The organism is Desulfovibrio ferrophilus (genome assembly GCF_003966735.1).
Lineage (GTDB): Bacteria > Desulfobacterota > Desulfovibrionia > Desulfovibrionales > Desulfovibrionaceae > Desulfovibrio_Q > Desulfovibrio_Q ferrophilus.
Map to the genome: position 1 here is coordinate 596,896 of NZ_AP017378.1, position 25,032 is coordinate 621,927.

Consider the following 25,032-nt stretch of genomic DNA (forward strand, 5'->3'; position numbering starts at 1 on the left):
GACCCATAAAATGGATCTGCGATGTGAGCTGCGGCGACTGTGGCGGCAGGAATGGTTGATTTTGTGTATGACTGTCCCGAGACATGTTTTTGAGGACGAAGAATATGGCAAAGAAGAAACAGGATTTTGAAACGCGCTTGGCGCGGCTGCAAAAAATCGTGGAGTCATTGGAAGCTGGTGAGCTGGCGCTGGAAGACGGCGTCACCCTGTTCAAGGAAGGCGTGGAGCTGGCAGGCTCGTGCCGAGAACAGTTGGAGAAGGCCCGCAACGAGGTCAAGCTGCTCACGGATGGCAAGCTCAAGGATTTCCGTACGGAGGAAGATGATGTCTGATGTTGATGTAAAAAAGACGTTGGCCAACTATGCGGCTGGCGTTGAGAAATACTTGGAGACCTGCCTGAAGGATCGGGGCATTACCCCCAGACTTCAGGAGGCCATGGAGTACAGCCTGATGGCGGGGGGCAAGCGCCTGCGCCCGGTGCTGTGCCTGATCTGGGCCGAGATTGCGGGCATCGAGTCTGCCAAGGTCATGCCCTTTGCTGCGGCTATCGAGTGCATCCATACCTACTCGTTGATCCACGACGATTTGCCTGCCATGGATGATGATGATCTCAGGCGTGGCAAGCCCACCAACCATAAGGTCTATGGCGAGGCCACTGCCATTTTGGCTGGCGACGCGCTTCTGACCGAAGCCTTCGGCATGATGCTCAATGTCAGTGATGTCCCGGCGGAGCGTGTGCTTCAGGCCGCGTCCATCATGGCTTATGGCGCGGGTTCCAACGGTATGGTTGGCGGCCAGCAGATCGATATGGACCTGACGGGAAAGGACGGAGTTGAACTTCAGGAATTGCAGCAGATGCATGCCCTGAAGACCGGGGCGCTGATTACAGCGTCTTGTTTGTCCGGTTGCATTCTGGGGGGCGGCGATGAGGACGACATGAAAGCTGCCATGGAATGGGGCAAGAATGTTGGCATGGCCTTCCAGATTGCGGATGACATCCTGGATGTGGTTGGCGACGAAAAAGAGCTTGGCAAGCCCGTGGGCAGCGATCAGGAGCAGGGTAAGAATACGTATCCCTCCATGATCGGCCTGGAAGAGAGCAAGAATCTCGCCGTGCAGGTGGCTGCCACGGCCAATTTGGAAATCAAGAATTATTCCGGAGCACAGGCCGACTTCCTGCGCCATCTGGCTGCGTATATCGTACAGCGAACCAGCTAGTTGAGTGAAGGCCCAACCCGCTTGAGCGGGTACTGAGGGCGATAGTATTTGCACCGTAGCATTCAGGGACGAGTATCAATGAGTATCGACAATGATTCCCAAGGCATTTTGCAGGGCCTGAAGTGCCCGGCGGATGTGCAGGATCTGGATTCCAAGCAGTTGGTGACGCTGGCTGCGGAAATGCGCGAGGTGATCATCGACACCGTAGCCGCCAACGGTGGCCATCTGGCACCGTCGCTGGGCGTGGTTGAGTTGACCCTGGCTTTGCTCAAGGTCTTTGATCCTGCAGAGGACAAAGTCGTTTGGGATGTCGGCCATCAGGCCTACGGCTACAAGTTGCTGACCGGTCGCGCTGCGAATTTCGGTACGTTGCGGACCATGGGCGGAGTGAGCGGTTTTCCCAAGATGAGTGAAAGCCGTTACGACCATTTTGGTGTCGGCCATTCGTCCACATCCATTTCCGCTGCTGTGGGCATGGCCAAGGCTCGTGACCTGGCGGGCAAGGACAACAAGGTTGTTGCCGTGATCGGTGATGGCTCCATGACCGCGGGATTGGCCTATGAAGGGCTGAACCAGGCTGGTGATTTGGGCTCTGACCTTGTGGTGGTCCTCAATGATAACGAGATGTCCATCTCGCGCAATGTGGGAGCACTCTCGCAGTTCTTCTCCAGAAATCTGACCAAGAGTTGGATGGTGCGTTTCAAGAAGGATGTCGAATCGCTGCTCAAGCACGTTCCCAAGATCGGTGGCGACTTGGCCGAGTATGCCCGCAAATCCGAAGAAGCCTTTAAGCACTTCTTTACTCCGGGGATGTTGTTCGAGGCCTTCAGGTTCAACTATCTCGGGCCATTTGATGGGCATAATATCGATGGTCTGGCTGGTGTTTTCCAGCAGGTTCGCGAACTCAAAGGCCCCATTCTGGTGCACGTGTTGACCCAGAAGGGCAAAGGCTATGAGCCTGCTGAGACCAATCCGACCTATTTCCACGGTGTGGGCTGTTTTGAGCCGGAAACCGGTGAAGCCAAGAAGTTTGGCCCCTGCGCCCTGGCTTCCTATACAGATGTCTTTGGCGAGACCTTGATCCGGCAGGCTGAGACGGACGAACGCATTGTGGCTATCACAGCCGCCATGCCCGAAGGCACGGGCCTGAATAAATTCGCGGATCGTTTTCCTGACCGATTCATTGACGTGGGCATCTGTGAACAGCATGCGGTGACCTTTGCCGCAGGCCTCGCTACCCAGGGGTTCAAGCCCGTGGTGGCGATTTATTCGACCTTCATGCAGCGCTCTTACGATCAGATCGTTCACGATGTCTGTCTGCAGAACCTGCCTGTGACTTTGTGTCTGGATCGTGGTGGTTTGGTGGGGGAAGACGGTCCCACTCACCATGGAGCTTTTGATATTTCCCTGCTGCGTCATATTCCCAATCTGGTGAGTATGGCGCCCAAGGATGAGGCAGAGTTGGCGCAGATGCTGGCAACGGCCATGGCCCATGACGGACCGGTTGCCTTGCGCTATCCCCGTGGCGTAGGTGTTGGTGCGACTCCGGCGGAAAGTCCCGAGCCGTTGCCCTTGGGCGAAGGCGAGTTGCTGCGCGACGGTGAAGATGCAGTCATTCTCGCTCTGGGGAGCCGGGTTCATCCCAGCCTGGAAGCGGCTGTAGAGATCGAGGCTGAAACGGGCAAGAAGGTTGCCGTCTTCAACACACGCTTTGTGCGTCCGTTGCCCGTCGATCAGATCGTCGAGTTGGCCGGGCGCTTCAAGACCGTTATTACGGTTGAAGAGAACGCATTGGCTGGCGGTTTCGGTTCCGCCGTGTTGGAAACATTGGCTGATCAGGGCGTGAACAACGTTTCCGTCCTGCGTCTCGGTTTACCCGATGCCTTTGTGGAACACGGCAAGCAGAAGGAACTGCGGGCGTCTCTGGGGATCGATAAGGCAGGTATCAAGAAGGCTGTGCTTAATTTGTTTTATGAATAGTTTCTCATGGTTGTTGATAGAGTTCCGATTGGTGTTGTGAAAGTAAGTTTGGATCATAATCTCTATTAACTTGTCCAATAGATAGGGTGAGTGCTGTTTTGTCTGAGAAGGCTAGAGAAAGAAATATGTCCATTGAGTTTGTGAAGGGTATAGCGATATTTTTTGTGATTACTCTACATGTTCGAGATTTTGACCTCTGGATTCCCAAAATTATTTCAACAGCAGTCCCATTGTTTTTCATGTCCACAGGTTTTTTGCTTTGGTTAGTTTATCGTGATCGCTTTGAAGCTAAAAAATTTCTTAAATCTAGGGTTGTTCGATTGTTTCCGGATATATATCTTGTTGGATTGATTAGTGTTTTGTTGTGTCTTTTGTTTGATATGAATGAATTGGATGGTTTTTGGCGTTGGATTTATGGTGACATTCGAGGTTTTGGACCTGGATCTTATTACGTTTCTTGCTACTTGTTGTTGTGTGTCTGTTTAGTTCCTTTGTTGATGTCTTTTAAGACAAAGTGGATTGTTCATCTTTCTTTTTTGTATCTGTTATCTCATGCTTGTTTGTCTTTTTATAAAAATGAGTTTTTTTATTTGATGTTTAAAGAATTTCCAAGATGGTACATTACGATTAGTCCTACGCAATATTTCCCTCATGTTTTACTTGGTATTCTATTCGCTTCGTTGTGTGATCGAATTATAAGTCACAAGGAAAGAATCTTCGCTGTATTGTTTTTTGTGTTTTTGTGTTTTATTTTAGAGAGTGAAGGGTTTTATAACGGAAGGTTTATGTGGAATAAAGTTGATTCCGTTCCTTTTGAGTCTTGGGAGACGTTATATTATGGTATTTTATTTTGTTTCTCGTTTTTCATTGTTCTGTACAACTTGGAATTTTACATTAATGACAAATTAAAGCGTCCGGTTATATGGATGGGGGAGCGTTCATATCAGATATTTTTAGTTCAAGCTGTTTATTTTAAATGGATAAATAAAGTTGACTTACCGTTATTAAATCATGGTTTGAGTGGTTTTCTTGTGAGTGTGTCTGTGGTGGTACTATCCTTTATAATCTATAACTACATTTATGAATATCTACGAGTGATAAGCTTGAAGTTTTTGGCTGTGAGGATCAGCTAACCTTTTTAAAGTGAGCCTGATATATCCTTCTGTGGACTAGATGGACGGTCCGGGGTCGTCCGAATTCGATATATCATAGTTGGAATCATCCGAGTCGAAAGACGTCTCATCCTTGCTTGAGGACTTGTCGAGGTCGATCATCTGCACACCGGTGGTGTATTCCATTGTTTTGTAGGAAGTTATTCCTCTGATTTTTTTGATGATATCGGCCATTTCGACGACACTCTGCTTGAGTGAGGCTACGGCCTTTCCAAAGTCTTCATCCAGTTCGTTTTTGCTGGCAATGTAGTCCACATCACCCAGAGCATATTGTAAGGGTTGGCTGAGTTCGTGGCAGGTTGCGGCCGCCAGTTCAAGCACGCCTTGCATCTTTTCCTTTTCGGCTCGTTCCTGCTCGGCGATTTTTATCTGAATAAGCATCTCGTTCAGGAGATTGGAGTTCTCCTCCTGTGCCATTTTTGCCTCTTCCATATCCACCAGTAACTTTTCGATTTCCAACACTTTTTCATTGTAGGCGGTAATGTCCTGAAATACGAAAAGTTCAACGTCCTGCATTTGATCATGAAAATCATCTGTCGCGTGACTTAGGGTGTGAAACCTGAAAAAGGCGATTTCACCATCGGGGCGTTGCAGTTCGATCATGTCTGAAATGCAGTAGGGTGCCCCTCGCGAATGTGCATTCTGTTCACGATATTCCAGAATATCCTGCCGGAGGTTTTCAAGGACCTCTGGTGGTTTGCAGGCATCCTTGTCGCAACCCAGAAATTGGCAAATCCTGTGGTTAAGACACCTGACTTCATCTCCCTTGATCAGGACGATTCCTATGATATCGTTGTCTGATAGCAAGTTCAGAATCTGTTTATGGTCGATTTGGATGCTACCCATCTTGCTCCTGCCGTGCAGATGATTGCGATATTTACCTAACCGTTAGCACATGATTGCTCCGTTGGGCTAGTTCTGTAATGGATCTGGTGTCCTGGGTGAAAGCAATGCGCGAGGTCCTTTAGGCACATCGCGCGTTGCTTGGATATCAGATGACTGCTGATTGGTTATCGCTTCGCTGGGGCATATTTCATAGCAGGCTCCGCATTCAAGGCATTGGGTATGGTCAATTTTGAACAGTGTCTCATTCAGGGTAACAGCTCCGACCGGACAAACTTCAGCACATTGACCGCATGCAATGCAGTTGTCGTTAACCGCGAACATGGGCGCGGTGATTGTTGCCTTGCCAAATGAGAATCGGCGTCGACGCGGTGGTGTCTGCGAGAGGTCAAAAATTTCTCCTGTTCCATTTTCCATGACAAAGGTTTCAAGAATATACCGTTTTTCACCAGGATAGAGATCGTTCATCACTGGGTTGGCAAGAAACAAACGATCCAGTTCATCACGGCTGTCTGTGAAGCGAATCTTTCCGCTGACACGGTACATGATGTAGTCGGAGCCCATACCAACGATAGCCAGACTGGGATTGTTTTTCAGCTGGTGATAGAAGGCCTTGCCACGTCCGGTGAGAAAAGACAGGCGATTGTCTTCTGCCAGCATGAGATCAATGATGCGTGCTGCAGGATTGCCATTATGCACAGTTGCCAAGGTGACGGATTTGATTTTGCGTAGTTCCGTGAAGGCCTTGGTTGTGAGTTCTTCATTGTTGGCGTCGAGAGACAGTCCGGCAATGGTTGAGTTGGTCATGAGTGGCTCCTGTTCTTGAATGTTGCGAGTATTTGCAGCCCGAGGTTCACCATTCTTTTGGCGATGGAGGTCTTGGCATGTTTGAGTGGCGGAGGCAATGGTACTGCCAGAGCGGCTTCGACACTCAACCCGGCGATAGTGGAATTTTGCATGGACTTTCCTTTTGGTTCGTATACGAACTAATTTTGCAAATAAAAAATATCAGTTCGTGAAATTTGACTCTACTTGCTCAAGCAGATCGATGAGTAGTGCGCGCTGTTCGGCTGGCATGATTCCGTAGAAAGTGGAGAGCAATTGCGTTGATATTTCATCGAAATCTTTCTGTATCTCTACTCCCCGAGGCGCAAGGGCAACAAGAGTGACTCGTCCGTCATCGGTGCTGCGAACCCTTGAGATGTAGCCGTGTTTCTCCAGAGTACGTATCATCACCGTTACGGTGGATTTTGCCCGTCCCGTGAATTCAACGATCGATTTCATGGGCACCGGTCCTTGGTTGGCATACAGGCAAGCGAGGACGGACCCGTGAGCTGGCACAAGGCCTGACATGCCTCGTGCAGAAAGCTCTGCTTCGATAATGGCATTGGCCTGGGAACGAATTCGGGAGATTCGTGATAGGGCAGAAGCGGTTCGTTTGTTGAACATGAGATTGTTTAGTTCGTATGCGAACTAAAAGTCAACATGATTTATGAGTAGATTTCAGCAGCCGTTTGCAACGGCATTATGGTTGGGGTATTCTTTGAGTCTGGAGAGATATCGACAGGAGGATACAATGCCTACAGAACGCTGTCCCAAGAGCCCAAATCACGAGCATTGCTGGCATGGCGATCCAGTACCAGACTACACGCGCGACAAGCCCTATCGTCATTCCTGTTGCTGGTGCGGCGAGGAGTATTTTGAGGAAGGCTACAACAAGGAAGAAGTTCCTGCCCATGGAAACTGCCGGGATGGATCGTGCAGGGAAGTAGGACCACAAAGTTAGCTGAGCAGGTGGGGGTGCTTCTGTCGTCTGGCTTCGCGTTCGTCAGCTCGCTGTTCGGCGATACGAAGGAATTTTTGATAGTCACTGTCGGGGTGCAGGTTCAGAAGCTTGACCAGAACTCTGGTCTGTTGTTCCTGACGTCGGGAGAGTTCTCTGAATTGCCTGTTCCAGCGCAACATCATCAAGAAGAGCAGGAGTACGAACAGGGGCATTAAATCTTGGATGATACTGTAGCCATTGCTCAGAATCAGCATCACGCTGTCAATATAGGGCCTGGCTGCATCCATCGCAGTGCTTGTGGCTTCTACGGCAAACTGCGTCTTGGCGCTGATCGTTGCAGGGGCATTCATGTCATGTGTCTCCAAACCGATGTGGGCATTTCGAGACATTTTCTACACAAAATATCATAAAAAGGGAAATTTCTGTGTAACCACTGGGAAGCAAAGCTTTTTTAGCTAGGCAATTTTGGCTTCAGCAAGGATTTGGATGAGTCGTTTGAATAATTGGGGGTCGTGCGCACCCTGATCGTCACGGATATGCTTCAGTGCCTCAAAGGGGTGCAGTGGAGGACGATACGCAGTGCCCCTTGTCAGGTTGTCATAGTGATTCGCAAGAGAGACGGCCTTGGCATAGAAAGGGATGTCATCCGCCATGGCACCGGAGGGGAACCCACGACCGTCCTCGCGTTCGTGATGGAATAGCACGCAGTGAATGGCCTCCGGGACCAGTGGAATGGATGCCGAGAGTTGAACTCCAATGGCCGGATGCGAGATGAACATTGTCCGCTCTGCATCTGTGAGGGTGTTCGGGGCCTTGTCCAGCAGGTTCGAAGGGAGCCTCGTTTTGCCAATATCGTGCAGGATCGCTCCCAGGCAGCAGGCCGTCATCAGCAGGTCATCGGGTTCGAAGGTATGGAGTATGCAACCCGTGTAGACCATGGTTCCGACACCATGTCCGTACCCCTTGCCGCTTTTAGTGATGAATTTGGAGAGTTCCTTCAGAGCTCTTGGTTCCTGAAAGAATCTGGTGCTCTGGGAGACGACATCCTCGAATCTTTTGTACCTGATTCGCAGTGTGGTCTTGGGCAGGTTCTGCTCAAAAAAGCCGCGTGCCATGTCTTGAGTTGTGGTGCTCCACGCCTTGGCTCTTTCCGCTACCGTAATACTCTCATCGTCAAGCAGTTGCCCTAGATTCCTGCGTAGATATTCGTCGTAGGCTCTTTTCTGATGCAGTGGGATATAGACCTGATCCACACCTTGGCTTTCCAGCTTTTTGCGGTGTTCAGGGCTGAAACTTTCGCCCTTCCTGGTATAGAGCACAAACTGGTCATCCTGCCTGAGATAGATGGCGAAATCGGCCCGGGTATTGGCGATGATGTGGTTTGTGGGGAACTGATGAAATGAATCAGGCCGAATGTCGTTCACGTCGAGTCTCATGGATGAATCGTTATCTATTGTTTCAGGATGTCTGTGATTGGGGAACATTTCCATGTTTATCCGACAAGAGCAATGGCTTTTTCAGACGGCAAGGGATGGTTATAGTGAGTGGCGATAGAATCGTTCAGAGTTGACGCATGTTCTCGGTGCCCGTATATTCAGTAATGAGTGAAATCTTATGTTGAGATATGAAATGGCGAGTTCTGCCAAGGAGCACATCATGAGCCGATTGTTGTATATCAAGGCTTCTCCTCGAGAGGAGCGCTCGCATTCCATTGCCGTGGCCGATGCCTTTTCGGAAGCCTGGAAGGAGGCTAATGCTGGAGGCGAGGTGGTCATCAAGAATATTTTTGAGGAGGATCTTCCTCCTTTTGATGGCTTCAGGGTCCAGGCCAAGTACAATATCATGCACGGCAAGGAACATTCAGCCGAGCAGAAGCAGGCCTGGGAGGAGATTGAGAAGCTGATTGCAGAGTTCAAGTCCTTTGACCGTTTTGTGTTTGCGGTTCCCATGTGGAATTTCTCCATTCCCTACCGACTCAAGCAATACATCGATCTTATTGTACAACCCGGCTATACATTCGGGATGAACGAGACCGGATATTTCGGGATGGTGGAAGGAGCCAAGGCACTGACCGTCTACGCCAGCGGCGGGGAGTATCAGGAAGGGAATCCATTGGAGACCTTTAACTTCCAATCAACCTACCTGCGTTCGGTCCTCGGGTTTATGGGCATTACCGATGTCATTGAGATCGAACCCCGGGGAACCCTGATGGATTCGCGTGAGGCGAACAGAGAACAGGCGCTGGGTGAGGCTCGGGAGATTGCCAAGACCTTCTAGCGATTCCTTGCTTATAAAGAAAGGCCGCCGTGCAAATGCACGGCGGCCTTTATAATTGTCGAAGAGGCTGGTGCTATTTGTCTTGGGGCTTGGTCTCCATCTCCACGTCGGTGGAGGCCTCTTCCTTCTCCATCTGGAGCTCTTCGGCTGCCAGGTTGACTTCTGCTTCTTCGGCCTGCTGGGCAGCCTTTCGTGCGGCTAGTTTCTCCGCCTTATCTCTTATCTTTTCTTCTTCCTCGGCACGCAGTGCTCGGCGGAGGACCTTGCCGACCATGGTTTTGGGGAGTTCGTCGCGGAACTCCACCTGGCGAGGCAGTTTGTACTTGGCCAATTTCTGGCGGCAGAAGGAAATGACTTCACTCTTGGTCATTTCATAGCCTTCGTGGAGTACGACATAGGCCTTGACGATTTCACCGCGGGATGGGTGACGGATACCGACAGCCACGGCATCTTTGATCTTCTCGTGCTCGTATAGAACTTCGTCGATCTCACGGGGGTAGATATTGTACCCACTGGAAATGATCAGATCTTTCTTGCGGTCCACGATGAAGAAGTAGCCTTCCTCGTCCATGGTGGCGATATCGCCGGTATAGAGCCAGCCGTTACGCAGGACGTTAGCTGTTTCGTCAGGACGATTCCAGTAGCCCTTCATGACCTGTGGCCCGCGGATGATCAGCTCTCCTTTCTTGCCGGGAGGCATGGGCACTTGGCCCACGTCCATGTCCACGATCTGACAGTCAGTGTCCGGCATGGGGAGGCCGATGGAACCGAATTTCTTGACTCCGCCCAGGGGGTTGAAATGCGTGGCTGGTGAAGCTTCAGTCAGGCCGTAGCCTTCCACGATTTCACAGTTGGCGACCTTCTTGAATTGTTCAAGAGTTTCGACCGGAATGGGGGCGGACCCGGAGACGCACACGTCCAGGGACTTGAAGTCCTTGGGCGCGATATTCTTCTGGTGGAGCAGGGCCGCGTACACCGCCGGTGCTCCGGGGAAGATCGTGGGTTTGTTTTTCTTGATGACCTTCAGCAGGTCCTGCGGCACGAAGCGCGGAACGGGCAGCATGGTCGCGCCGATACTGGTGGGTAGATTAAGGCCCACGGTAAGGCCGTATATGTGAAAGAACGGCAGAACGTTCACAAAGGATTCGTGGCGATCGCCCAGGCTATGCAGCATCTGATGTGCCTGCTGGACGTTGGCGGTCATGTTGCTGTGGGTGATGACAACGCCCTTGGAGATGCCCGTGGTGCCACCGGTGTATTGCAGCAGTGCGGTATCCTGGCGCGGGTCCGCCGGGGGGCGGCTGATGCGTTCGTTGCCCTTGAGCATGCTCTTCCAAGGCAGGATGTGCTTGCCGTCGATGGGCACATCCATGAACAGATTGTTCTTCTTGGCCTTGAATTTGTAGAGCTTGTTCAGGGGAAAGCCCAGTCCGTCACTGATGGAGGTGACGATGAATTTTTTTACAGGCAACCGGTCCTTGACGGCCTTGATCTTGGGCCAGAGGTGGTCCAGAACGATCATGGTTTTGCAGTTGGCATCACCCAACTGGTGGATCAGTTCCTTCTCCATGTACAAGGGGTTGGTCATGACGCAGATGGCGCCGGACTTGAGCACTCCCCAATAGGCAATGATGGTTTGCGGCAGATTGGGCAGCATCACGGAGACGCGGTCTCCGGGTTGGATCCCGAGGTGTCGCAAGTTGGCTGCCATGATCTCGGCTGTTTTGTGCAGAGTCTTGTAGTTCATCTTCCAGTTTCGGAAGACGATGGCGTTGCGCCTTGGATAGTTTTTAGCGGCCCGGTCAAGGTATTCGAACACGGGGATGTGTTCGTAGTTGACATTGGGCGACGCTTCTTTGTCGTAATGATCCAGCCATGGCCTGGCGATGTCGGTCATGCCTTCCTCGCGAAGAAAATGGTTGGCGCCGGAGACGGTTCGATTCTGTTCCCGGCGTTAGGGATATTGAATGGATTTGCAGAGGACGATGTCATTGCTCCGCTGTGACCTCACCGCGGCGTTCCCCCACATCCCTTGCGGCTTTAAATCATCTGTCAGCAATTGTATAGTCGAACTCTATCCGAGATGGCTTCTTGCCAAGAGAAAATAGTGAGTGACCGGGGCGGCATCGACCGATTGAAAAACGGCTTTGTCTTATCATTATAGCGCGGGGGACGGGAGTGCCTCTGAGTGGTCATTTACTTGCGCTTGGCTGTGATTTATGGTTGGTCATGAGGGTGTCATACTTGGCACACAAGGAGATTGTGAAAATGAAGATTGATAATGAACAGAGGGGCTCCTGCACACTGATTTCGGTGTCTGGCCGGTTGGATGTAGTCTCGGCTCCTGAATTTCAGAAAGCCTGCGTGGAATTGGCCGAACAGGGCAACGGACAAATGGCCGTTGATCTGGGAGGACTGGAGTACATCAGTTCGGCTGGCCTGCGGAGCGTGCTGTTCCTGGCCAAGAAGCTCAAGGGCTCTGGCGGTGAACTGAAGTTTTGTGGATTGACGGGAATGGTTGAAGAGGTCTTCCGCGTGTCGGGATTCTACTCCATGTTCACCATCGTTCCCACAGCTGACGATATCTAGAAGGTCGTTCCGCACTGTGGTCCGGGGGAACCCCGAGCCGATGCGGTTGGACAAGTGGGATGGAAAGTAAAGAGTGCTGCCGGAGAGTTTTCCGGCAGCACTCTTTTTTGAGCAAACGAGGTGTCGTCAGTACCCGTTAGTTGAACTTATAGGTCAACGTGGCAACGACTCGATCCTGCCGGTTCCAGTAGCCGTAGTAGGACCGGGCGGGTCCATTGAAGTACTCGGCGGACACATCGGCATTCAAGTTGTCGGTAATATCCCAGCCCAGGCCGACACGATTCATATTCGTCTTGTTGGTGAGTTCAAAGTCGGCCAGATAATGCAGGCGCAGGTCCTCGGTGAAATGCAACACCATGCCGGCAATGATATCATTTCTGCCGATGCGGATTTCCCGTGAACTGATGACATAGCCCGAGGCGTCCTGATCCTGAGTGATCATTTCTCCTGCGTATTCCAGACCGCAGTCGATGCGATACAGCCCGATCTTGTTGGCCAGGGACTCGTTGGTCCAGCGGGTACCGATGACATACTGGAGGTAGTCATCGTCCTTGCCGTCATCACTTATGTTGAACAGTGCCTCGCCGTGGAATTCCAATTCCTTCCAGGTGGTGGAAAGGCCACCTGCGATTTGCGTGACAGTGGGGTGCTCAACGGTCAGAGCTACCCCCGGAGTGGCTCTGTCCAGATCCAAGCCCAGTACAGGGTAGATGCTCGGACCATGGAAAGCCGAGAACAGGAAGTCCCAGTCGCCTACAGAGGTTTTGGCCTGCGCGAAGACGGACGGTTCATCGGGGGTTTCGTAGTGTACAGAGATATCCTCGGACGTTGTTGATACCCAACCGAATTCTTCAAGCAGTTGCTCGGTCAGCCAGCTGGTGAATTCTCCATCCTCACCTTCGAGGAGCCATTCGAAGAAGTACAGTTCCTCACGGAATGCGGCGTAGAACTCCTCGCGAGAACTGTACGCGGTGTTGGAATAATAAGCCGCGAGTTCACCATCGGCCGAGGAGCCTCCCATCCAGCGTGATTCTTCGCTCGGTGTTTTGGGAGTCTGGAAGACGGGCAGCAGGGCCAGCATCCAGGAGACGTCGGAGGTGTCGCCTTCCAGGGCGAGTTGCCATGTGCCGAACTGATGGGGATCAAGCGGATCGTTCAGGTCGAAGGAGTTGTAGCGGTTGGCCGGGGAATAGAGGGTCGAGATGCTGTTCTCGATGATCCGCTTACCTGCGGTCAGGCTCAAATCGCTGATGGGGAAGGTCAAATAGAGTTCGTTGATCTCAAGGATGTTACGACGGCGGTCATTGTCCTGCCACAGTCCGACTTCGCCCTTGTAGGTGTCTTTCTGGTTGCCGGTTTCAAGCCAGCCACTGAATGCCAGGCGGATATTTTCATTTTCATAGCTGGAGCCGAACTCGATCTTGATTTCACCATAATCGTCCTGCTTGTCCTGATCTACAGATCCGCCCAGGTCTCTCGCATTGTGGAACTGGTGTGATCCGCGCAGCCGTACGGAAAGATCAAGATTGCGGGTAATCTGTGCGGGGAAGGAGCGATCCACTTCCTCGGAGACCTTAACTTCCTCTTCCTCCATGGCCAGGCTCAGTTCGTTCAGCAAGCCTGTGTCGTCTGCACAACGCACTGGCTGTGCAGGCAGGAGAAACAAGGCGCATGCCAATAGCGTTGGGAAGAGTTTGTTCATGATGTCTGCTCCGCTGTTTGACCGGCCTTTTGCCGGTACATGAAGTTGGCGATAACCAATTGATGTCCAAGGATGCGTGCCAGGTTCTTGTGGATTTTGTCCGACAAGCGTGGATGCAGCCACTGGAGTCGTTTGAAGTCATCTTTGGAAAATTCCACCAGATGGGTTTCCGAACCGGCTCTGGCTGTAAAAGACCGAGGGCCGGGGTCGAGCATGGTGGTGGGGTCGCACACATCGCCCACGCCAAATACGAAATAGGAGACTTCCTCCCCGGTTTCGTCGTCAACGGTCAGACCGCTCACTGTGCCCTGAAGCACAAGGAACATGCTGTCCCCATCATCCCATTCCTCGAAGATGGTCTCATTGGTCTTCACCTCGATGATTCGGCCCATGAGAATGATGCGTTTGATTTGCCACAGACGTAGTTCACGGAAGAACTCGGACTGCTCGATGATTTTCGGGTCCACATGCAGCGAGATCATATCCCACAGGGTGAGCAGTTTTGTGGTGGCCATCAGCGGCCCCGTGAGCAGCAGATCGCCCACCAGTGCCGCAATCATGACCAGAGCCGAGAGCAGGCCGAATTGGATGATGGTGGTGAACTGCGAGAAGGCCAGTACTCCAAACCCCATGGCCAGAGCGATGGAGGTGGAGACAACTGGGCGGATCTCTGCGTGAATGCATACTTCCATGGCCTTTTTTTGGTCTTTTAGCCGCAGCATTTCTTTGTTGTAGCGAATCATGAAATGCAGGGTGTCGTCCACGGCAATGCCGATGGCGATAGCCGCCACCATGGCCGTACCAATGTTCAGTGGAATGTTGAACAGGCCCATGGTGCCGAACAGGATTAACACGGGGAAGATGTTCGGGATAAGTGACAGGAACCCGGCTTTGAAGTTGACGAACAAGAGGCTCATGATCAGGAAAATGATGGCCAAGAGCAACCCGATGGATTTTGCCTGGCCCTCAGCGATGGAGTCTGCGCCTTTGAGGATCAGGATGCTCTCGCCAGTGAAGAAACGGTTGAAATGCGGGTTCAGAGTCTTGTCCATGAACGCCACAAGATCGTCCAGAGCCCTTCGCTGTTCGTCGGATGAGCTCAGACTGTGGCGAACCAGGATGTTGATTTCCGAGAAGTCACTTTTGACATAGCGGGCGATATCGTCATCATGAATGAAGAGCAGGTATTGGGAGATGAGGTCTGCGCTTTTGGGGATCCTGTGGTAGACCGGGTCACCCTGATGCATTTCACTGTTGATGTGGCGCAGGGTGTCGGCAAGCGAGTAAGAGGCGTCGTAGATGCCCCGTTCCTGAATATAGTCCTGAACAGCTGCGATTTGTTTCAGGTTCTCGGGGGAACGGAAGGCGTTTTCGTGCCCGCCAGTGATACGGATGAAGAAGGTTTGCACTCCGGGGAGTTTTTCGGCCATCTGGTCGGTTCGTTGGCGAACTGTGGATGACTTTTTGAAGACCCCAAGAATATCGTTGTCCAAGCGGACGTTGGCCCCCATCAACCCGATGAGGATGGCCCCGGCCATGATCCCCCAGATCAGGGTTGTGCGATGAGCATTGACTAAACGGGTAATTCTGTCTGCCAGGGAGTCGAAGGCGGAGGGCTTTGTCTCTCCGTCGCTGTCATCAGCTTTTGCAGGTGTTTTTTTGACTGGGCCAAAAAAACGCAGGTAGACTGGCACCAGCAGAGCAGTGATCAGCGGGTTGACGAATAGCCCGAAAGCTGCAGCCATGCCGAACTGGCGCAGAATGTCTATCTTGTTCACCGTAATGGAGGCGAAACCGAGGAAGGTGGTCAACGCCGTGATAAGGATGACGATCCCCATCTTGGAGATCATGAATTCGATGGCCAAATCTCGGGCACCGGTAATATTCATGCCTTCGAAATATTCCGAGAGCAGATGGATGTCCTCGGTGGAACCAATGACGATGATCAGTGAGGGGACGATGATGGTCAGAATGTTCAGGGGAATGCCCGCCTGAACCATGAACGCCGCCGTCCATGCCACACTGGTTCCAGCTGTGAGCAGGGGCAGGATTGCTCCGGAGATGGATCGGGTCATCAGGAGCAGTGTAATCACCAGCACCAATGCTGATAGCGGGATCAACCGAGCCTGATCCTGCAGCATGGTATTGGCAATGGCTGTGCGGAAATAAGGGTTGCCCAGCTGGAAAATCTTGGAAAAACGATCCCTCAGAGGAAGGATCAAGGTCTCAATGCTGGCTGCCAGTTTATTATAATAATCGGGGTCATTCGGGTCGGGCTCCACAAAGACATTCAGTGAAGTGGCCGTACCATCTTTGGAAACCAAGTGCCCGGCGATCATCGTGTTGGAGAGAGCTCTTTGCTTGGCTTCGGTTGCTTGTTGCTCGTCATCTGGAGGCCAGGGCATGAGTGGCCCAGAGCGCAATGAACCGTCTTCACCCCGAAAATCAGAGACCGAGTAAATGCTTTCCACTCGCACCACACCGGGAAGTTCCTCAAGCTGGAAGGCCAACTCTTCCAGATCCAGCAGGCGGTCGGGACTGAAGAGGGCCTCGTCTTCGATATAGAGGACGGTCACCTGATCGGTGCCATAGGTGTCGATAGTCTGCAGGTAGACCCTTCTCGCATCAGGGTCGTCGGTCATCATGCCCTTGACGGAGGCCTCGATGCGGATATCGCGGAGCGTGGGCACGGCCAGGGCCGTGATGCAGACAAGAAGAGCCAGTGCCAGCCAGGGATGACCATAGGCCAAACGCATCAGCCTCTGCATGTGAGACCTCGTGGTATCGGATTATGCTTGGAGTGGAGCATCAGGGTTCGTTTCATGTGCTCTGTGACCACTACTGAGGCCGACGCCCGGAAGAAACAAAGCGCTCGGTGAAAATGTCGTCGTCCAGTTTCGCGTCAACATCCAGGGCGGCCAGGCCGACCAGTGTCTTGTGACGAGCGCGCTTGTTGTCGATGAGGGTTTTCTTGGCCATCCACATGTCACCTCGGATATTTTCGAGGTCGTGGTTGGTCTGGATCTTGAGTTCACGACCACGCCGATCGAAGAATTCGGTTTTGACGGTAAAGACAATATCCTTGCGAATGTAGAAGACCCGCTTGGAGTAGCCGCTGGCCTTACGTTTTTCATCGCTGGCAGGGGTAACTTCAATGACCCAGCAATCCTGATTATCCAATGTTTCAGAACCGGTCAGGGCCATTTCGAAGTTGTCCAGGTCGTCGGATTCCATATCCTCGTAGGTCAGGTCGGTGCCCATGAAGTAGTCCGTCTTGGAGCTGGACGAAATGCGCTGCATGGATTTTGTGGCAGGCAGGAAAAGCCACTGCGAACCCTTGCCAGGTTCAGTCTCCACGGACAGAATACTCGTGCCTTCGAGGTCGGCAGGTTCGGTGAAGATCATCAGCGATCGGGACAGACCGTTGTCCAGAGTCTTCTTGAAACTCCTGACGGTCCTCTTCTTTTTGGTGCCTTTGCGGTCCACCAGGATCATGATCAACGAGGCTTTTTCGCTCGGGGCCTCATGGAGCTCCTTTTGACGCTCCATGATTTGGCGGGCAGTGAGGTCTTCGGCAAAAGCCGTCGGGCAGAGGAAGAGGCTGGCGAGGATGAGTGTCGCAATACGAAGAATATACATGTGCCCTCTCCTAGGATACCATGTTGAATTTATAGACATGAAAAGACAGCAAAGATGATACATGAAATTACTTAATAAATCTATAGCGGTAGTGGTTCTGTGTGTTTTTCATTCTCGGTGCTGTTGCTAACTTTTTTGCGTCCTGCTATTTGCTCGCAGGCTAACGGGCCATTTACCGATGATTTACCTGATTGAGACGATACTAATAGTAAAAATGGAGTGATGTCATGGACGTGAAAGATAGCAACGGCAATGTACTGAGCGATGGTGATTCCGTGACTCTGGTCAAAGACCTTAAGGTGAAGGGGACCTCCACGACCCTTAAAAGAGGCACCATGGTCAAGAATATTCGTCTTACTTCCAAGGATGGCGAGGTTGATTGCAAAATTGGTAAGACGCAGATCGTGCTCAAGACTTGCTTTTTGAAAAAGGCATAGTCAGGGCTACTGACCATCGCCTAGGGCGATGTTTCGAATTCAAAAAAAGATGGCTGACATCCCTCATGGGATGCCAGCCGTTTTAGTTTGTGGAGTGGGACAGGACTCCCCGGCGAAAGACAGTGCTTGATTGTTTCAGCTAAGGCTTTGGTTTCTTCGCGGGTGATGCGGGGCATCGCTGTGGGCCGGTTAACAGAGTGATGTGGTGATTGCCCCTTCAGGGCGTTTTCGGGCAGATGGCACTCCTGCTCCAGCGTACAGAAACTCTCCGGATGCTTTCAATCTCGTCTGGAGGGATGCACAGGAATTCGAGAAACTCCTGGTGGCGCTTCGGAGCTGTGCGCTCGAATTCCCCATGCCAGCGCATCATGTCTTTTTCGTCGAAGCCTGAGGCCTGGAGCAGGTCCGTCCATGTTTTTTTGTTCATGACGCCGATATTGGCCTGTGCTTCGGGTGAGCGAAGAATGCCAAGAATGAAGCGTTGCTGTTCGCGCAGATGCTCGATGTCGGCATTGATTTCCTTCAACCGGTGCGTCAGGGCCTGCTGGATTGCTCCGGTTTCCGCATTCAGCAGGCCTTTGATTTCAGCAGTGGGCAATCCGGCCCTGCGGTATTCCAGGATCACTTCAAGCTGTCGGGCATCTTTGCTGGCGTATAGCCTATAGCCACTTTTGGAGCGTTCGGATGGCGTCAAAAGCCCGATACGGTCGTAGTGCAACAGAGTGCTTCTGGCGATTCCAAAGCGCTTGGCAAGGCTTCCAATGGCTTCCATTCATCCTCCTGAGTTCACCAGGCGTTGTCCACCTGACTGAGCATTTCCCCTGTGCGCAGATAATGGCTCAGTGCTTTTTCGATGATCGTCATTGTCTGTTCGTACCTCCCTTGGCGCAGGTGCTCAAGGGCCTCTTCGCCTTTGTCCGAAATTGCTGTGAATACCAATTCCCAAATCAGTCGCGTGCCTCCGTTCTCAGTCGCTCCGAGCGTAATGGTCAATCGGGTGATCATTCCGAGGGGTGCAAAGCGCACGTATTCTATGCTGCGCGGTGGTTCATAACGCGTGCAGGTCCAGACTTCGTGTCCAAGATCCAGCAAGTTGGTAGTGAATGCGCAGTCCTTGTGGGCAAGGCCGGACTCCGTGTGCAGGAGCTTACAGTGCCAGTGGGGAACCCACTCGTATTCGCGGACCGGACAGAGCAGTGGAAAGACCTTTTGGGGCGGTGCGAGCAGTGTCATGACCTTGGTTTCGGCGAAGCGCTTGGCGTGAATCGGGTTCATGAAATTCTCCTGGTTGTGGTGAGTGAAAATCCAAGCATGAACTATGAAGTTGGTGTCGGGTCAACCCTGGGTGAACATTTTTCGCAAGGTGTACTGCTGTATTGTCGTGCGTTTCGAGTGTGCATATAAAAGTAAATAATTTAGTACTATAACATATATTTACATCTTTTTTCTTGATGTTTGTTGACAAAGCCAGAGAAAGTAATACATCAATTCAATCATTTTTTAAAACGATGTTTGAAATTGTTGCTGGAGATATCATGACGAAGATGGACGGAAAAAAGATAGGCACCAAGGACCGTATTCAGATGGCTGCCTCGGATGTCTTTGCGGAGTACGGTTTCGAGAAGGCAACTGTGCGCGAGATCTGTGCACGTGCCGATGCCAATGTTGCTGCCGTGAATTATCATTTCCGGGATAAGAAGGACCTCTTTCTGTTGGTGCTCCGTAGCTGGAAGATGTCTGCTCAGGAGAGATATCCGTTGGATATGGGATTGCCTGACGATGCTTCTGATGATCAGAAAGTTAACGCCTTTTACAAGGCGATGCTCAGGCGAATTCTGTTGGCAACTCAGGACTCCACAACCTCGTATCGTCGGGCCAAGGTCTTTATGCGGGAGTTGACCGACGGGTTGTTCAGGAATTCCGATGAGGGATGCGAAAATCACAAGCAGATGTTTGAGCATCTGACTCCCATCGTGTCCCGGTTGCTGGGCAGCAACGCGCAGAACCAGTTGGTGAACTGCCTGGATTCCATCATCGGGCAGGTGCTGACCTATTTTGTGGGATACGTTGTTGATCCCGAGATGTTCGAGGCGCTGCGCAGCGAAGGCGAGATCGATCGCGCGGCTCAACATATGACTGTATTTACGCTGGGAGGAATCCGGGCGGTCAAGGAGACACAGGAATGAAATTGCTGAGGGGTATCATTGTATCTGTCATGCTGGTGGGGCTTTTGGGAATGCTCTCTGGCTGTGGCGAGAAGACTGCCGAAGCCGAGGTCAAATCGGAATTGAAGGCAACTGAAAGGATTGTGCAGGTCGCCGTGTCGCGTGTCGAGCCTGTGGTGCTGTCTGATATTCTGACTCTGCCGGGCGAAACCGAAGCTTCGCAGGATGTCACCTTGTCCGCTGAGACCTCGGGGCGGGTTGAATGGATCGGCCCTGCCGAGGGTGGACGCGTGGCCAAGGGTCAGCCCATCATGAAGATCAATGTGGCCTCCCTGAGGGCGCAGTTGGACAAGGCTCAGGCCGCTTTGCGGCTGGCCGAACAACAGGCCCAGCGCCGGAGCCAGTTGTTTGCCAAGGGTGTCGTCAGCCGTGAAGAGCTGGACGAAACCTTGACTGTTCTGGATCAGGCGCGAGCTTCGGCGGGAGAGGCCCAGGCTAATTATCGTTATGGGCAGGTGCTGTCGCCCGTGGACGGCGTGGTGGATGAACTGCACGTGGATTCAGGCGAGTTCGTGGACAAGGCCACGAACCTGGTGGATATCGTCAACCGCGATGTCGTGCGTGTGTATGTCAGTGTTCCCGAACTGGACGTTCGCTATCTGAATCCCGGTGACAAGGTGCGTGTTACCGTGGATGCCTGGGCTGGTCGTGACTGGACCGGCAAGATTGATTTTATTTCCTCCAAGGCTGACTCTGGAACGCGGACCTTCCGTACCCGTGTGCTGGTCGATAATGCCGATGGGGCCATCCGTCCCGGCATGCTGGCCCGTGCCTCCTTCCTGCGTCGCGAGATAGCCGATGCCGTTGCCGTGCCCCTGTCATCCATTCAGGATCGGGGTGGCGAACGTGTACTCTATGTCGAGGACAAGGGCGTGGCTCGTTCACGGACCGTGAAGGTCGGTGTTGTTCAGGGCGGCCTGGTACAGGTCGTTGATGGGCTGATCGCAGGCGAGAACCTCATTGTTGCAGGGCAGGCCGAGGTTGAGGAAGGCGTGAAGGTGTCCGTGCAATGATCATCAACAGAGCTGCCCTGAAGCGCCAGTCCACGGTGATGGTGCTGATGGTTTTTATTGTTCTGGCAGGGCTATCCGCCTATTCCTCGTTGCCTCTGGAGTCCAATCCGGACATTCAGATCCCCTTTGTTTTTGTAACCACGGAGTATGAGGGCGTTGCTCCGGCGGATGTGGAAAAGCTGGTGACCATCCCGTTGGAACGCGAACTGACCGGTGTGTCGGGCGTTGAGGAGATTCGTTCCACCTCCCAGGATGGATACAGCGTCATCGCGGTCAAGTTTGATCCTGATGTTGTCATCGACGATGCCATGCAGAAAGTTCGGGACAAGGTGGACCAGGCCAAGCCTGATTTGCCATCGGATCTGGATGATGACCCGTTGATCACCGAAATGAACTTCTCGGATGAACCCGTGGTCAATCTAGTCTTGTCCGGGCCATTTTCTCTGAAGCGCCTCAAGGTCTTTGCCGAAGAGTTGGAAGACCGTGTGGAAGCCGTCCCCGGTGTGCTCGATGCCGAGATCGTAGGTGGACTGGAGCGTGAGATTCACGTCCTGTTCGACCTGGATCGGGTGGCCTTTTATCGTATGCCCGTGGACAGTCTTTTGGCTTCGGTCAAGGAAGCCAACGTCAATATGCCGGGCGGGACAATGGATATCGGGGACCAGAAATACACGGTCCGTGTTCCCGAGGATTTTCAGCATCCCAGTGAAATCGACTCCATCGTGGCCTTTGTTCGCGACGGCAAGCCCGTGTACCTGCGCGACGTGGCCTCCATTGAAGACGCCGCCAAGGACCCGGACACCATGAGTCGCCTGGACGGCGTGCAGAGTGTGACTCTGCTGGTCAAAAAACGCACAGGCGAGAACATTGTGCAGACCGTTGAAGGCGTGCTCAAGGCTGTGAAGGAAGTTCAGGCCGAGCTTCCTCCCACCCTCAAGGTGGAGACCCTTTCGGATCAGTCCAAGGATATCCGGATGATGGTTTCCGACCTGCAGAACAACATCATCACCGGATTGGTGTTGGTGCTTGCCGTTGTCCTCATCTTCATCGGTGGACGCAGTGCGGTGTTCGTGTCGTTGTCGATCCCCCTGTCCATGCTCGTGACCTTTGTCTTGCTTCAGGCGTTCGGCATTACCCTGAATATGGTTGTTCTGTTCTCTTTGATTCTTGCTCTGGGCATGCTCGTGGATAACGGCATCGTCGTGGTTGAGAACATCTACCGACACATGCAGGAGGGTGCGACCCGCGAGCAGGCTGCCATGATCGCCACCGACGAGGTGGCATGGCCGGTTATTGCCTCGACCCTGACCACTGTGGGCGCGTTCATTCCCATGATCTTCTGGCCGGGCATCATGGGTGAGTTCATGACCTATCTGCCCCAGACCGTGATCATGTCATTGGCGGCCTCGCTGTTTGTCGCCCTGGTCATCAACCCGGTGCTTTCCTCCCGATATCAGACCGTGCGCTCTGTGCAAGCCAAGCCCCGGCGCATGGATGTGCTGCTGGATGGAGTGCAGATTCGTTACGTACAGCTATTGGACTGGGCTCTGGATCATCGGGGGCTAGTCGTTGGGTTGTCCTTTGCGTTGCTTGTTGCTTCCGCCATGGTCTTTGGTGCGTTCGGCAAGGGGGTGGAGTTGTTCCCCGACTCCGATCCCAAGCGTGCCTACGTGCACATTAAAGCCCCTGTGGGTACCAACCTGAACGCCTCGGATCGCATCGTGAAGGTGGCCGAGGAATTGGTGGCCGAGTATCCGGATGTGGATCATGTGATCACCCAGGTAGGAACCTCGGGCGGTAATCCGTTCTCCAGTGAAGGTGCGGGGACCCATGTCTCGCAGGTGACCTTGGAGTTCAAGGATTTCCGGGAGCGCTCCATCTCGTCGTCGGCTGTGGTTGACGATGCCCGTAGCCGATTGAAGGCGGCCCTTGTGGGTGCTGAGGTTCGGGTGGAGAAAGAGGCCATGGGGCCTCCAGCCGGGGACCCGGTGAACATGGAGCTCGTGGGCACCGATATGGATCGTCTTGGCGAATTGACTCACGAGATCATGGCTGCCATTCGGGATATTCCCGGTCTGGTGGATTTGAAGACGGACTACATCGAGGGCAAGCCGGAGATTCGTATCCGTGTAGACAAGGAAAAGGCGGCCATCACCGGATTGTCTGCCAGCGTCGTCGGTTCCACCGTCAGGACCGCCGTGGGTGGCTCCAAGGTGGGGACGTACCGTGAGGGCAAAGACGAATACGATATCATTGCCAAGTTACCCGAAAAGGATAGGAATACCCTGGAAGGCATTCGACGTATCACCGTGTCCGGCAACGATGGTGCTCCCGTGCCGTTGACCAGCCTGGCCAGGGTGGAGATGACCAGCGGCATCGGTGGCATCAAGCACATTGACCAGAAGCGGGTTGTGACCATCTCTGCGGATGTTTCTGGTCGTACGGCTAACGATGTCATTGCCGATGTGCAGAAGATCATGCAGGGCATGGATCTTCCGCGTGGCTACTCCTTCTCTTTCACCGGAGAGCAGGAAGAGCAACAGAAGGCATCGGACTTTCTGAGCAAGGCCTTCATTGCCGCGCTGTTCTTGATTTTCCTCGTGCTGGTGACGCAGTTCGATTCCATTGTCACCCCGTTTATTATCCTGACCTCTGTCGTGTTGTCATTGATTGGCGTGTTCGTTGGGCTGTTGCTCACAGGGACGGCATTTTCCATTATCATGACAGGTGTGGGAGTGATCAGTCTGGCAGGAGTGGTCGTCAATAATGCCATTGTGCTTATTGATTATTACAACCAGTTGAAGGCAGGCGGTATGGTCGTGCGCGAGGCTCTGATTCAGGCGGGTAAGACTCGTTTCAGACCCGTGGTGCTGACTGCCGTCACCACGATTCTGGGCTTGTTGCCCATGGCCACAGGCGTGAGTTTCGACTTCATGAACTTTGCCTGGGAGATTGGCAGTGAGTCCTCGCAGTGGTGGGGAGCCATGGCCGTGGCTGTGATCTTTGGTCTGTTGTTCTCCACGTTGTTGACTTTGGTAGTGGTGCCTTCATTGTGCTCGCTGGCTGATGGTTTCTCCAAGCACAGGAAGATTGCGAAGAAATAACCCATTGCAAAGTGTCCTGTTATTTTTGAACGACCTGTGTTCGGAAATGATTTGGAGAGTCTCCCCCCCTGACTCTCCACTCTGGTGGTCCCAACCGCGCCTCCCCCCCCCTTGGCGCGGTCGGGGCCACCTTCATATTCAGACCTGACTTATTCATCCAAAAGGAAAGGCCCGCATGCGCGGGCCTTTCTGTTTATTATTTGTGACTTGAACCTAGTCGTTTCGCCTCAGGATATGGAACTCATAGCCGAAGTGTTCCGAATAGGTGTCCATGAGGTACATCTCGTATTCGGTCATGTCGGCCACGGCCTGAGCGTCGGCGTCATTGGCGTTGGCCGCGCGGAAGATGGGCAGACGTTCCCTGAGTGGGCCGTAATAGTCGATGGTCCAGGCTTCAACGGGCAGATGAAAATGCCCAATGGATGTCCAGCCCAACGACTGTGCGGCTTCATGGTTGGCCTGCACACTGCGCATACCCGGGTAATGAGCTGTCCAGAACTTCCAGAGTTCATCAGGTGGATTATCAGTGAACCACGAGGCCTCACTGACCACCAGATAGCCGCCGGGGCGAACTAGTGGACGCCATTTGGTCAAGCCGTTGTCAAATCCCATGATATAGACCGCACCTTCGCTCCAGACGAGATCAAAGGATTCTTCGTCAAAAGGGAGGTCATTCATGTCGGCCTGAACGGTTCGGATGCGTTCGTCGAGTCCTTCTTTGCGGGCGACCTTTTCAAGGTGCGTCTGAAAAAAAGACGGGAACAGATCCGTTGCCGTGATGCGCCCCTGAGTGGCCGAAGCTAGGACCAGGGTCTGAGAACCTGAGCCGCATCCGACGTCAAGGATGTCGGGTGTTGCGGGCAGTTCCCGACACATTCTCAGGGCGCGAAGGGTGGACGGGGCATTGCCGGGGCCGAGCCGGGACAATCCGTCGTGAAGGTTGACGAGAAGTTCAATCAGTCGTTCTTCCTGCATCGTTGCAGTCTCCGTATTGGTATGGAGTCCGACACAGGTGCGGTCGGAATCCGGTCTGGTGGGATGGAACGC

24 protein-coding genes are annotated in these 25,032 nt (G+C 52.9%); 11 read left to right on the top strand and 13 right to left on the bottom strand.

The genetic code is table 11. The features are described from left to right. The first annotated feature begins 104 nt into the window (after positions 1–104). The 4 genes from EL361_RS02755 to EL361_RS02770 all read left to right on the top strand — a co-directional run bounded on the left by EL361_RS02755 (position 105) and on the right by EL361_RS02770 (position 4,331). On the top strand, positions 105–332 hold the full coding sequence (locus EL361_RS02755) for an exodeoxyribonuclease VII small subunit (protein ID WP_126376389.1): 228 nt from the start codon (positions 105–107) through the stop codon (positions 330–332). Continuing rightward, entirely contained in the window at positions 322–1,218 is an 897-nt protein-coding gene (locus tag EL361_RS02760) for a polyprenyl synthetase family protein (protein WP_126376391.1), read from the top strand. Before EL361_RS02755 ends, EL361_RS02760 begins: the two co-directional genes overlap by 11 nt. 78 nt (positions 1,219–1,296) lie before the next feature. Then, complete coding sequence (gene dxs / locus EL361_RS02765; RefSeq protein WP_126376393.1) at positions 1,297–3,198, top strand: 1-deoxy-D-xylulose-5-phosphate synthase; 1,902 nt, start codon at positions 1,297–1,299, stop codon at positions 3,196–3,198. Positions 3,199–3,323: 125 nt separating this feature from the next. After that, positions 3,324–4,331, top strand: a complete 1,008-nt coding sequence (locus EL361_RS02770; RefSeq protein WP_126376395.1) for an acyltransferase family protein — start codon at positions 3,324–3,326, stop codon at positions 4,329–4,331. Positions 4,332–4,367: 36 nt separating this feature from the next. Here EL361_RS02770 and EL361_RS02775 read toward each other — a convergent pair whose 3' ends face one another. From EL361_RS02775 to EL361_RS17025, 4 genes are all read right to left on the bottom strand, one after another. Next, the gene (locus tag EL361_RS02775) at positions 4,368–5,216 is read right to left on the bottom strand and encodes a sensor histidine kinase (protein ID WP_126376397.1); all 849 of its coding nucleotides are present in this window, start codon (positions 5,214–5,216) and stop codon (positions 4,368–4,370) included. Between the two features lie 66 nt (positions 5,217–5,282). Beyond that, a complete protein-coding gene (locus EL361_RS02780) occupies positions 5,283–6,020 on the bottom strand; it encodes a 4Fe-4S binding protein (RefSeq protein ID WP_126376399.1) in 738 nt (245 codons plus the stop codon). Then, on the bottom strand, positions 6,017–6,172 hold the full coding sequence (locus EL361_RS17020; protein WP_172961608.1) for a hypothetical protein: 156 nt from the start codon (positions 6,170–6,172) through the stop codon (positions 6,017–6,019). The genes EL361_RS02780 and EL361_RS17020 overlap by 4 nt, the downstream gene beginning before the upstream one ends. Positions 6,173–6,221: 49 nt before the next feature. Further along, a complete protein-coding gene (locus EL361_RS17025; protein ID WP_126376401.1) occupies positions 6,222–6,662 on the bottom strand; it encodes a MarR family winged helix-turn-helix transcriptional regulator in 441 nt (146 codons plus the stop codon). A gap of 127 nt (positions 6,663–6,789) precedes the next feature. On the opposite strand from EL361_RS17025, the gene EL361_RS02790 reads away from it, so the two are divergent. Beyond that, positions 6,790–6,999: a hypothetical protein gene (locus tag EL361_RS02790; protein WP_126376403.1), complete on the top strand. Its 210-nt coding sequence runs from the start codon at positions 6,790–6,792 to the stop codon at positions 6,997–6,999. On the opposite strand, the gene EL361_RS02795 is transcribed toward EL361_RS02790, so the two are convergent. Together EL361_RS02795 and EL361_RS02800 are read right to left on the bottom strand one after the other, a co-directional pair. Further along, on the bottom strand, positions 6,996–7,349 hold the full coding sequence (locus EL361_RS02795) for a hypothetical protein (protein ID WP_126376405.1): 354 nt from the start codon (positions 7,347–7,349) through the stop codon (positions 6,996–6,998). The genes EL361_RS02790 and EL361_RS02795 overlap by 4 nt on opposite strands. A 105-nt stretch (positions 7,350–7,454) precedes the next feature. Next, a complete protein-coding gene (locus EL361_RS02800) occupies positions 7,455–8,435 on the bottom strand; it encodes an HD-GYP domain-containing protein (RefSeq protein ID WP_172961610.1) in 981 nt (326 codons plus the stop codon). 220 nt (positions 8,436–8,655) lie between these two features. On the opposite strand from EL361_RS02800, the gene EL361_RS02805 reads away from it, so the two are divergent. After that, positions 8,656–9,276 carry an FMN-dependent NADH-azoreductase gene (locus tag EL361_RS02805; RefSeq protein ID WP_126376410.1) on the top strand — a complete coding sequence of 207 codons (621 nt, stop codon included), beginning with the start codon at positions 8,656–8,658 and terminating at the stop codon, positions 9,274–9,276. 73 nt (positions 9,277–9,349) lie between these two features. Here the strand turns inward: EL361_RS02805 and EL361_RS02810 are convergent, their stop codons facing one another. Further along, positions 9,350–11,173, bottom strand: a complete 1,824-nt coding sequence (locus EL361_RS02810) for an AMP-binding protein (RefSeq protein ID WP_126376412.1) — start codon at positions 11,171–11,173, stop codon at positions 9,350–9,352. Positions 11,174–11,544: 371 nt separating this feature from the next. Between EL361_RS02810 and EL361_RS02815 the strand changes: the two genes are divergently transcribed. Further along, a complete protein-coding gene (locus EL361_RS02815; protein WP_126376414.1) occupies positions 11,545–11,865 on the top strand; it encodes an STAS domain-containing protein in 321 nt (106 codons plus the stop codon). A 136-nt stretch (positions 11,866–12,001) separates the two neighbouring features. Here the strand turns inward: EL361_RS02815 and EL361_RS02820 are convergent, their stop codons facing one another. From EL361_RS02820 to EL361_RS02830, 3 genes are all read right to left on the bottom strand, one after another. After that, positions 12,002–13,567 (bottom strand): hypothetical protein, encoded by a 1,566-nt coding sequence (locus tag EL361_RS02820; RefSeq protein ID WP_126376416.1) that lies wholly within the window; start codon positions 13,565–13,567, stop codon positions 12,002–12,004. Beyond that, positions 13,564–16,335, bottom strand: coding sequence for an MMPL family transporter (locus tag EL361_RS02825; protein ID WP_126376418.1), 2,772 nt, complete (start codon positions 16,333–16,335; stop codon positions 13,564–13,566). Before EL361_RS02825 ends, EL361_RS02820 begins: the two co-directional genes overlap by 4 nt. Before the next feature lie 70 nt (positions 16,336–16,405). After that, complete coding sequence (locus tag EL361_RS02830; protein WP_172961611.1) at positions 16,406–17,206, bottom strand: outer membrane lipoprotein-sorting protein; 801 nt, start codon at positions 17,204–17,206, stop codon at positions 16,406–16,408. 227 nt (positions 17,207–17,433) lie between these two features. Here EL361_RS02830 and EL361_RS02835 point away from each other — a divergent pair, with 227 nt between their 5' ends. Further along, positions 17,434–17,643, top strand: a complete 210-nt coding sequence (locus EL361_RS02835) for a zinc ribbon domain-containing protein YjdM (protein ID WP_126376422.1) — start codon at positions 17,434–17,436, stop codon at positions 17,641–17,643. Positions 17,644–17,860: 217 nt separating this feature from the next. On the opposite strand, the gene EL361_RS02840 is transcribed toward EL361_RS02835, so the two are convergent. Next, positions 17,861–18,415: a MerR family transcriptional regulator gene (locus tag EL361_RS02840; protein WP_126376424.1), complete on the bottom strand. Its 555-nt coding sequence runs from the start codon at positions 18,413–18,415 to the stop codon at positions 17,861–17,863. A 14-nt stretch (positions 18,416–18,429) separates the two neighbouring features. Continuing rightward, complete coding sequence (locus tag EL361_RS02845; RefSeq protein WP_126376426.1) at positions 18,430–18,918, bottom strand: SRPBCC family protein; 489 nt, start codon at positions 18,916–18,918, stop codon at positions 18,430–18,432. Between the two features lie 260 nt (positions 18,919–19,178). Here EL361_RS02845 and EL361_RS02850 point away from each other — a divergent pair, with 260 nt between their 5' ends. From EL361_RS02850 to EL361_RS02860, 3 genes are read left to right on the top strand one after another with little or no spacing between them, the layout of a single operon-like run. Further along, a complete protein-coding gene (locus EL361_RS02850) occupies positions 19,179–19,829 on the top strand; it encodes a TetR/AcrR family transcriptional regulator (RefSeq protein WP_172961612.1) in 651 nt (216 codons plus the stop codon). After that, complete coding sequence (locus tag EL361_RS02855; protein ID WP_126376430.1) at positions 19,826–20,881, top strand: efflux RND transporter periplasmic adaptor subunit; 1,056 nt, start codon at positions 19,826–19,828, stop codon at positions 20,879–20,881. The genes EL361_RS02850 and EL361_RS02855 overlap by 4 nt, the downstream gene beginning before the upstream one ends. Next, positions 20,878–23,985 carry an efflux RND transporter permease subunit gene (locus EL361_RS02860; protein ID WP_126376432.1) on the top strand — a complete coding sequence of 1,036 codons (3,108 nt, stop codon included), beginning with the start codon at positions 20,878–20,880 and terminating at the stop codon, positions 23,983–23,985. Before EL361_RS02855 ends, EL361_RS02860 begins: the two co-directional genes overlap by 4 nt. Before the next feature lie 213 nt (positions 23,986–24,198). Here EL361_RS02860 and EL361_RS02865 read toward each other — a convergent pair whose 3' ends face one another. Beyond that, on the bottom strand, positions 24,199–24,960 hold the full coding sequence (locus EL361_RS02865; protein ID WP_126376434.1) for a class I SAM-dependent methyltransferase: 762 nt from the start codon (positions 24,958–24,960) through the stop codon (positions 24,199–24,201). Positions 24,961–25,032: the final 72 nt, after the last annotated feature.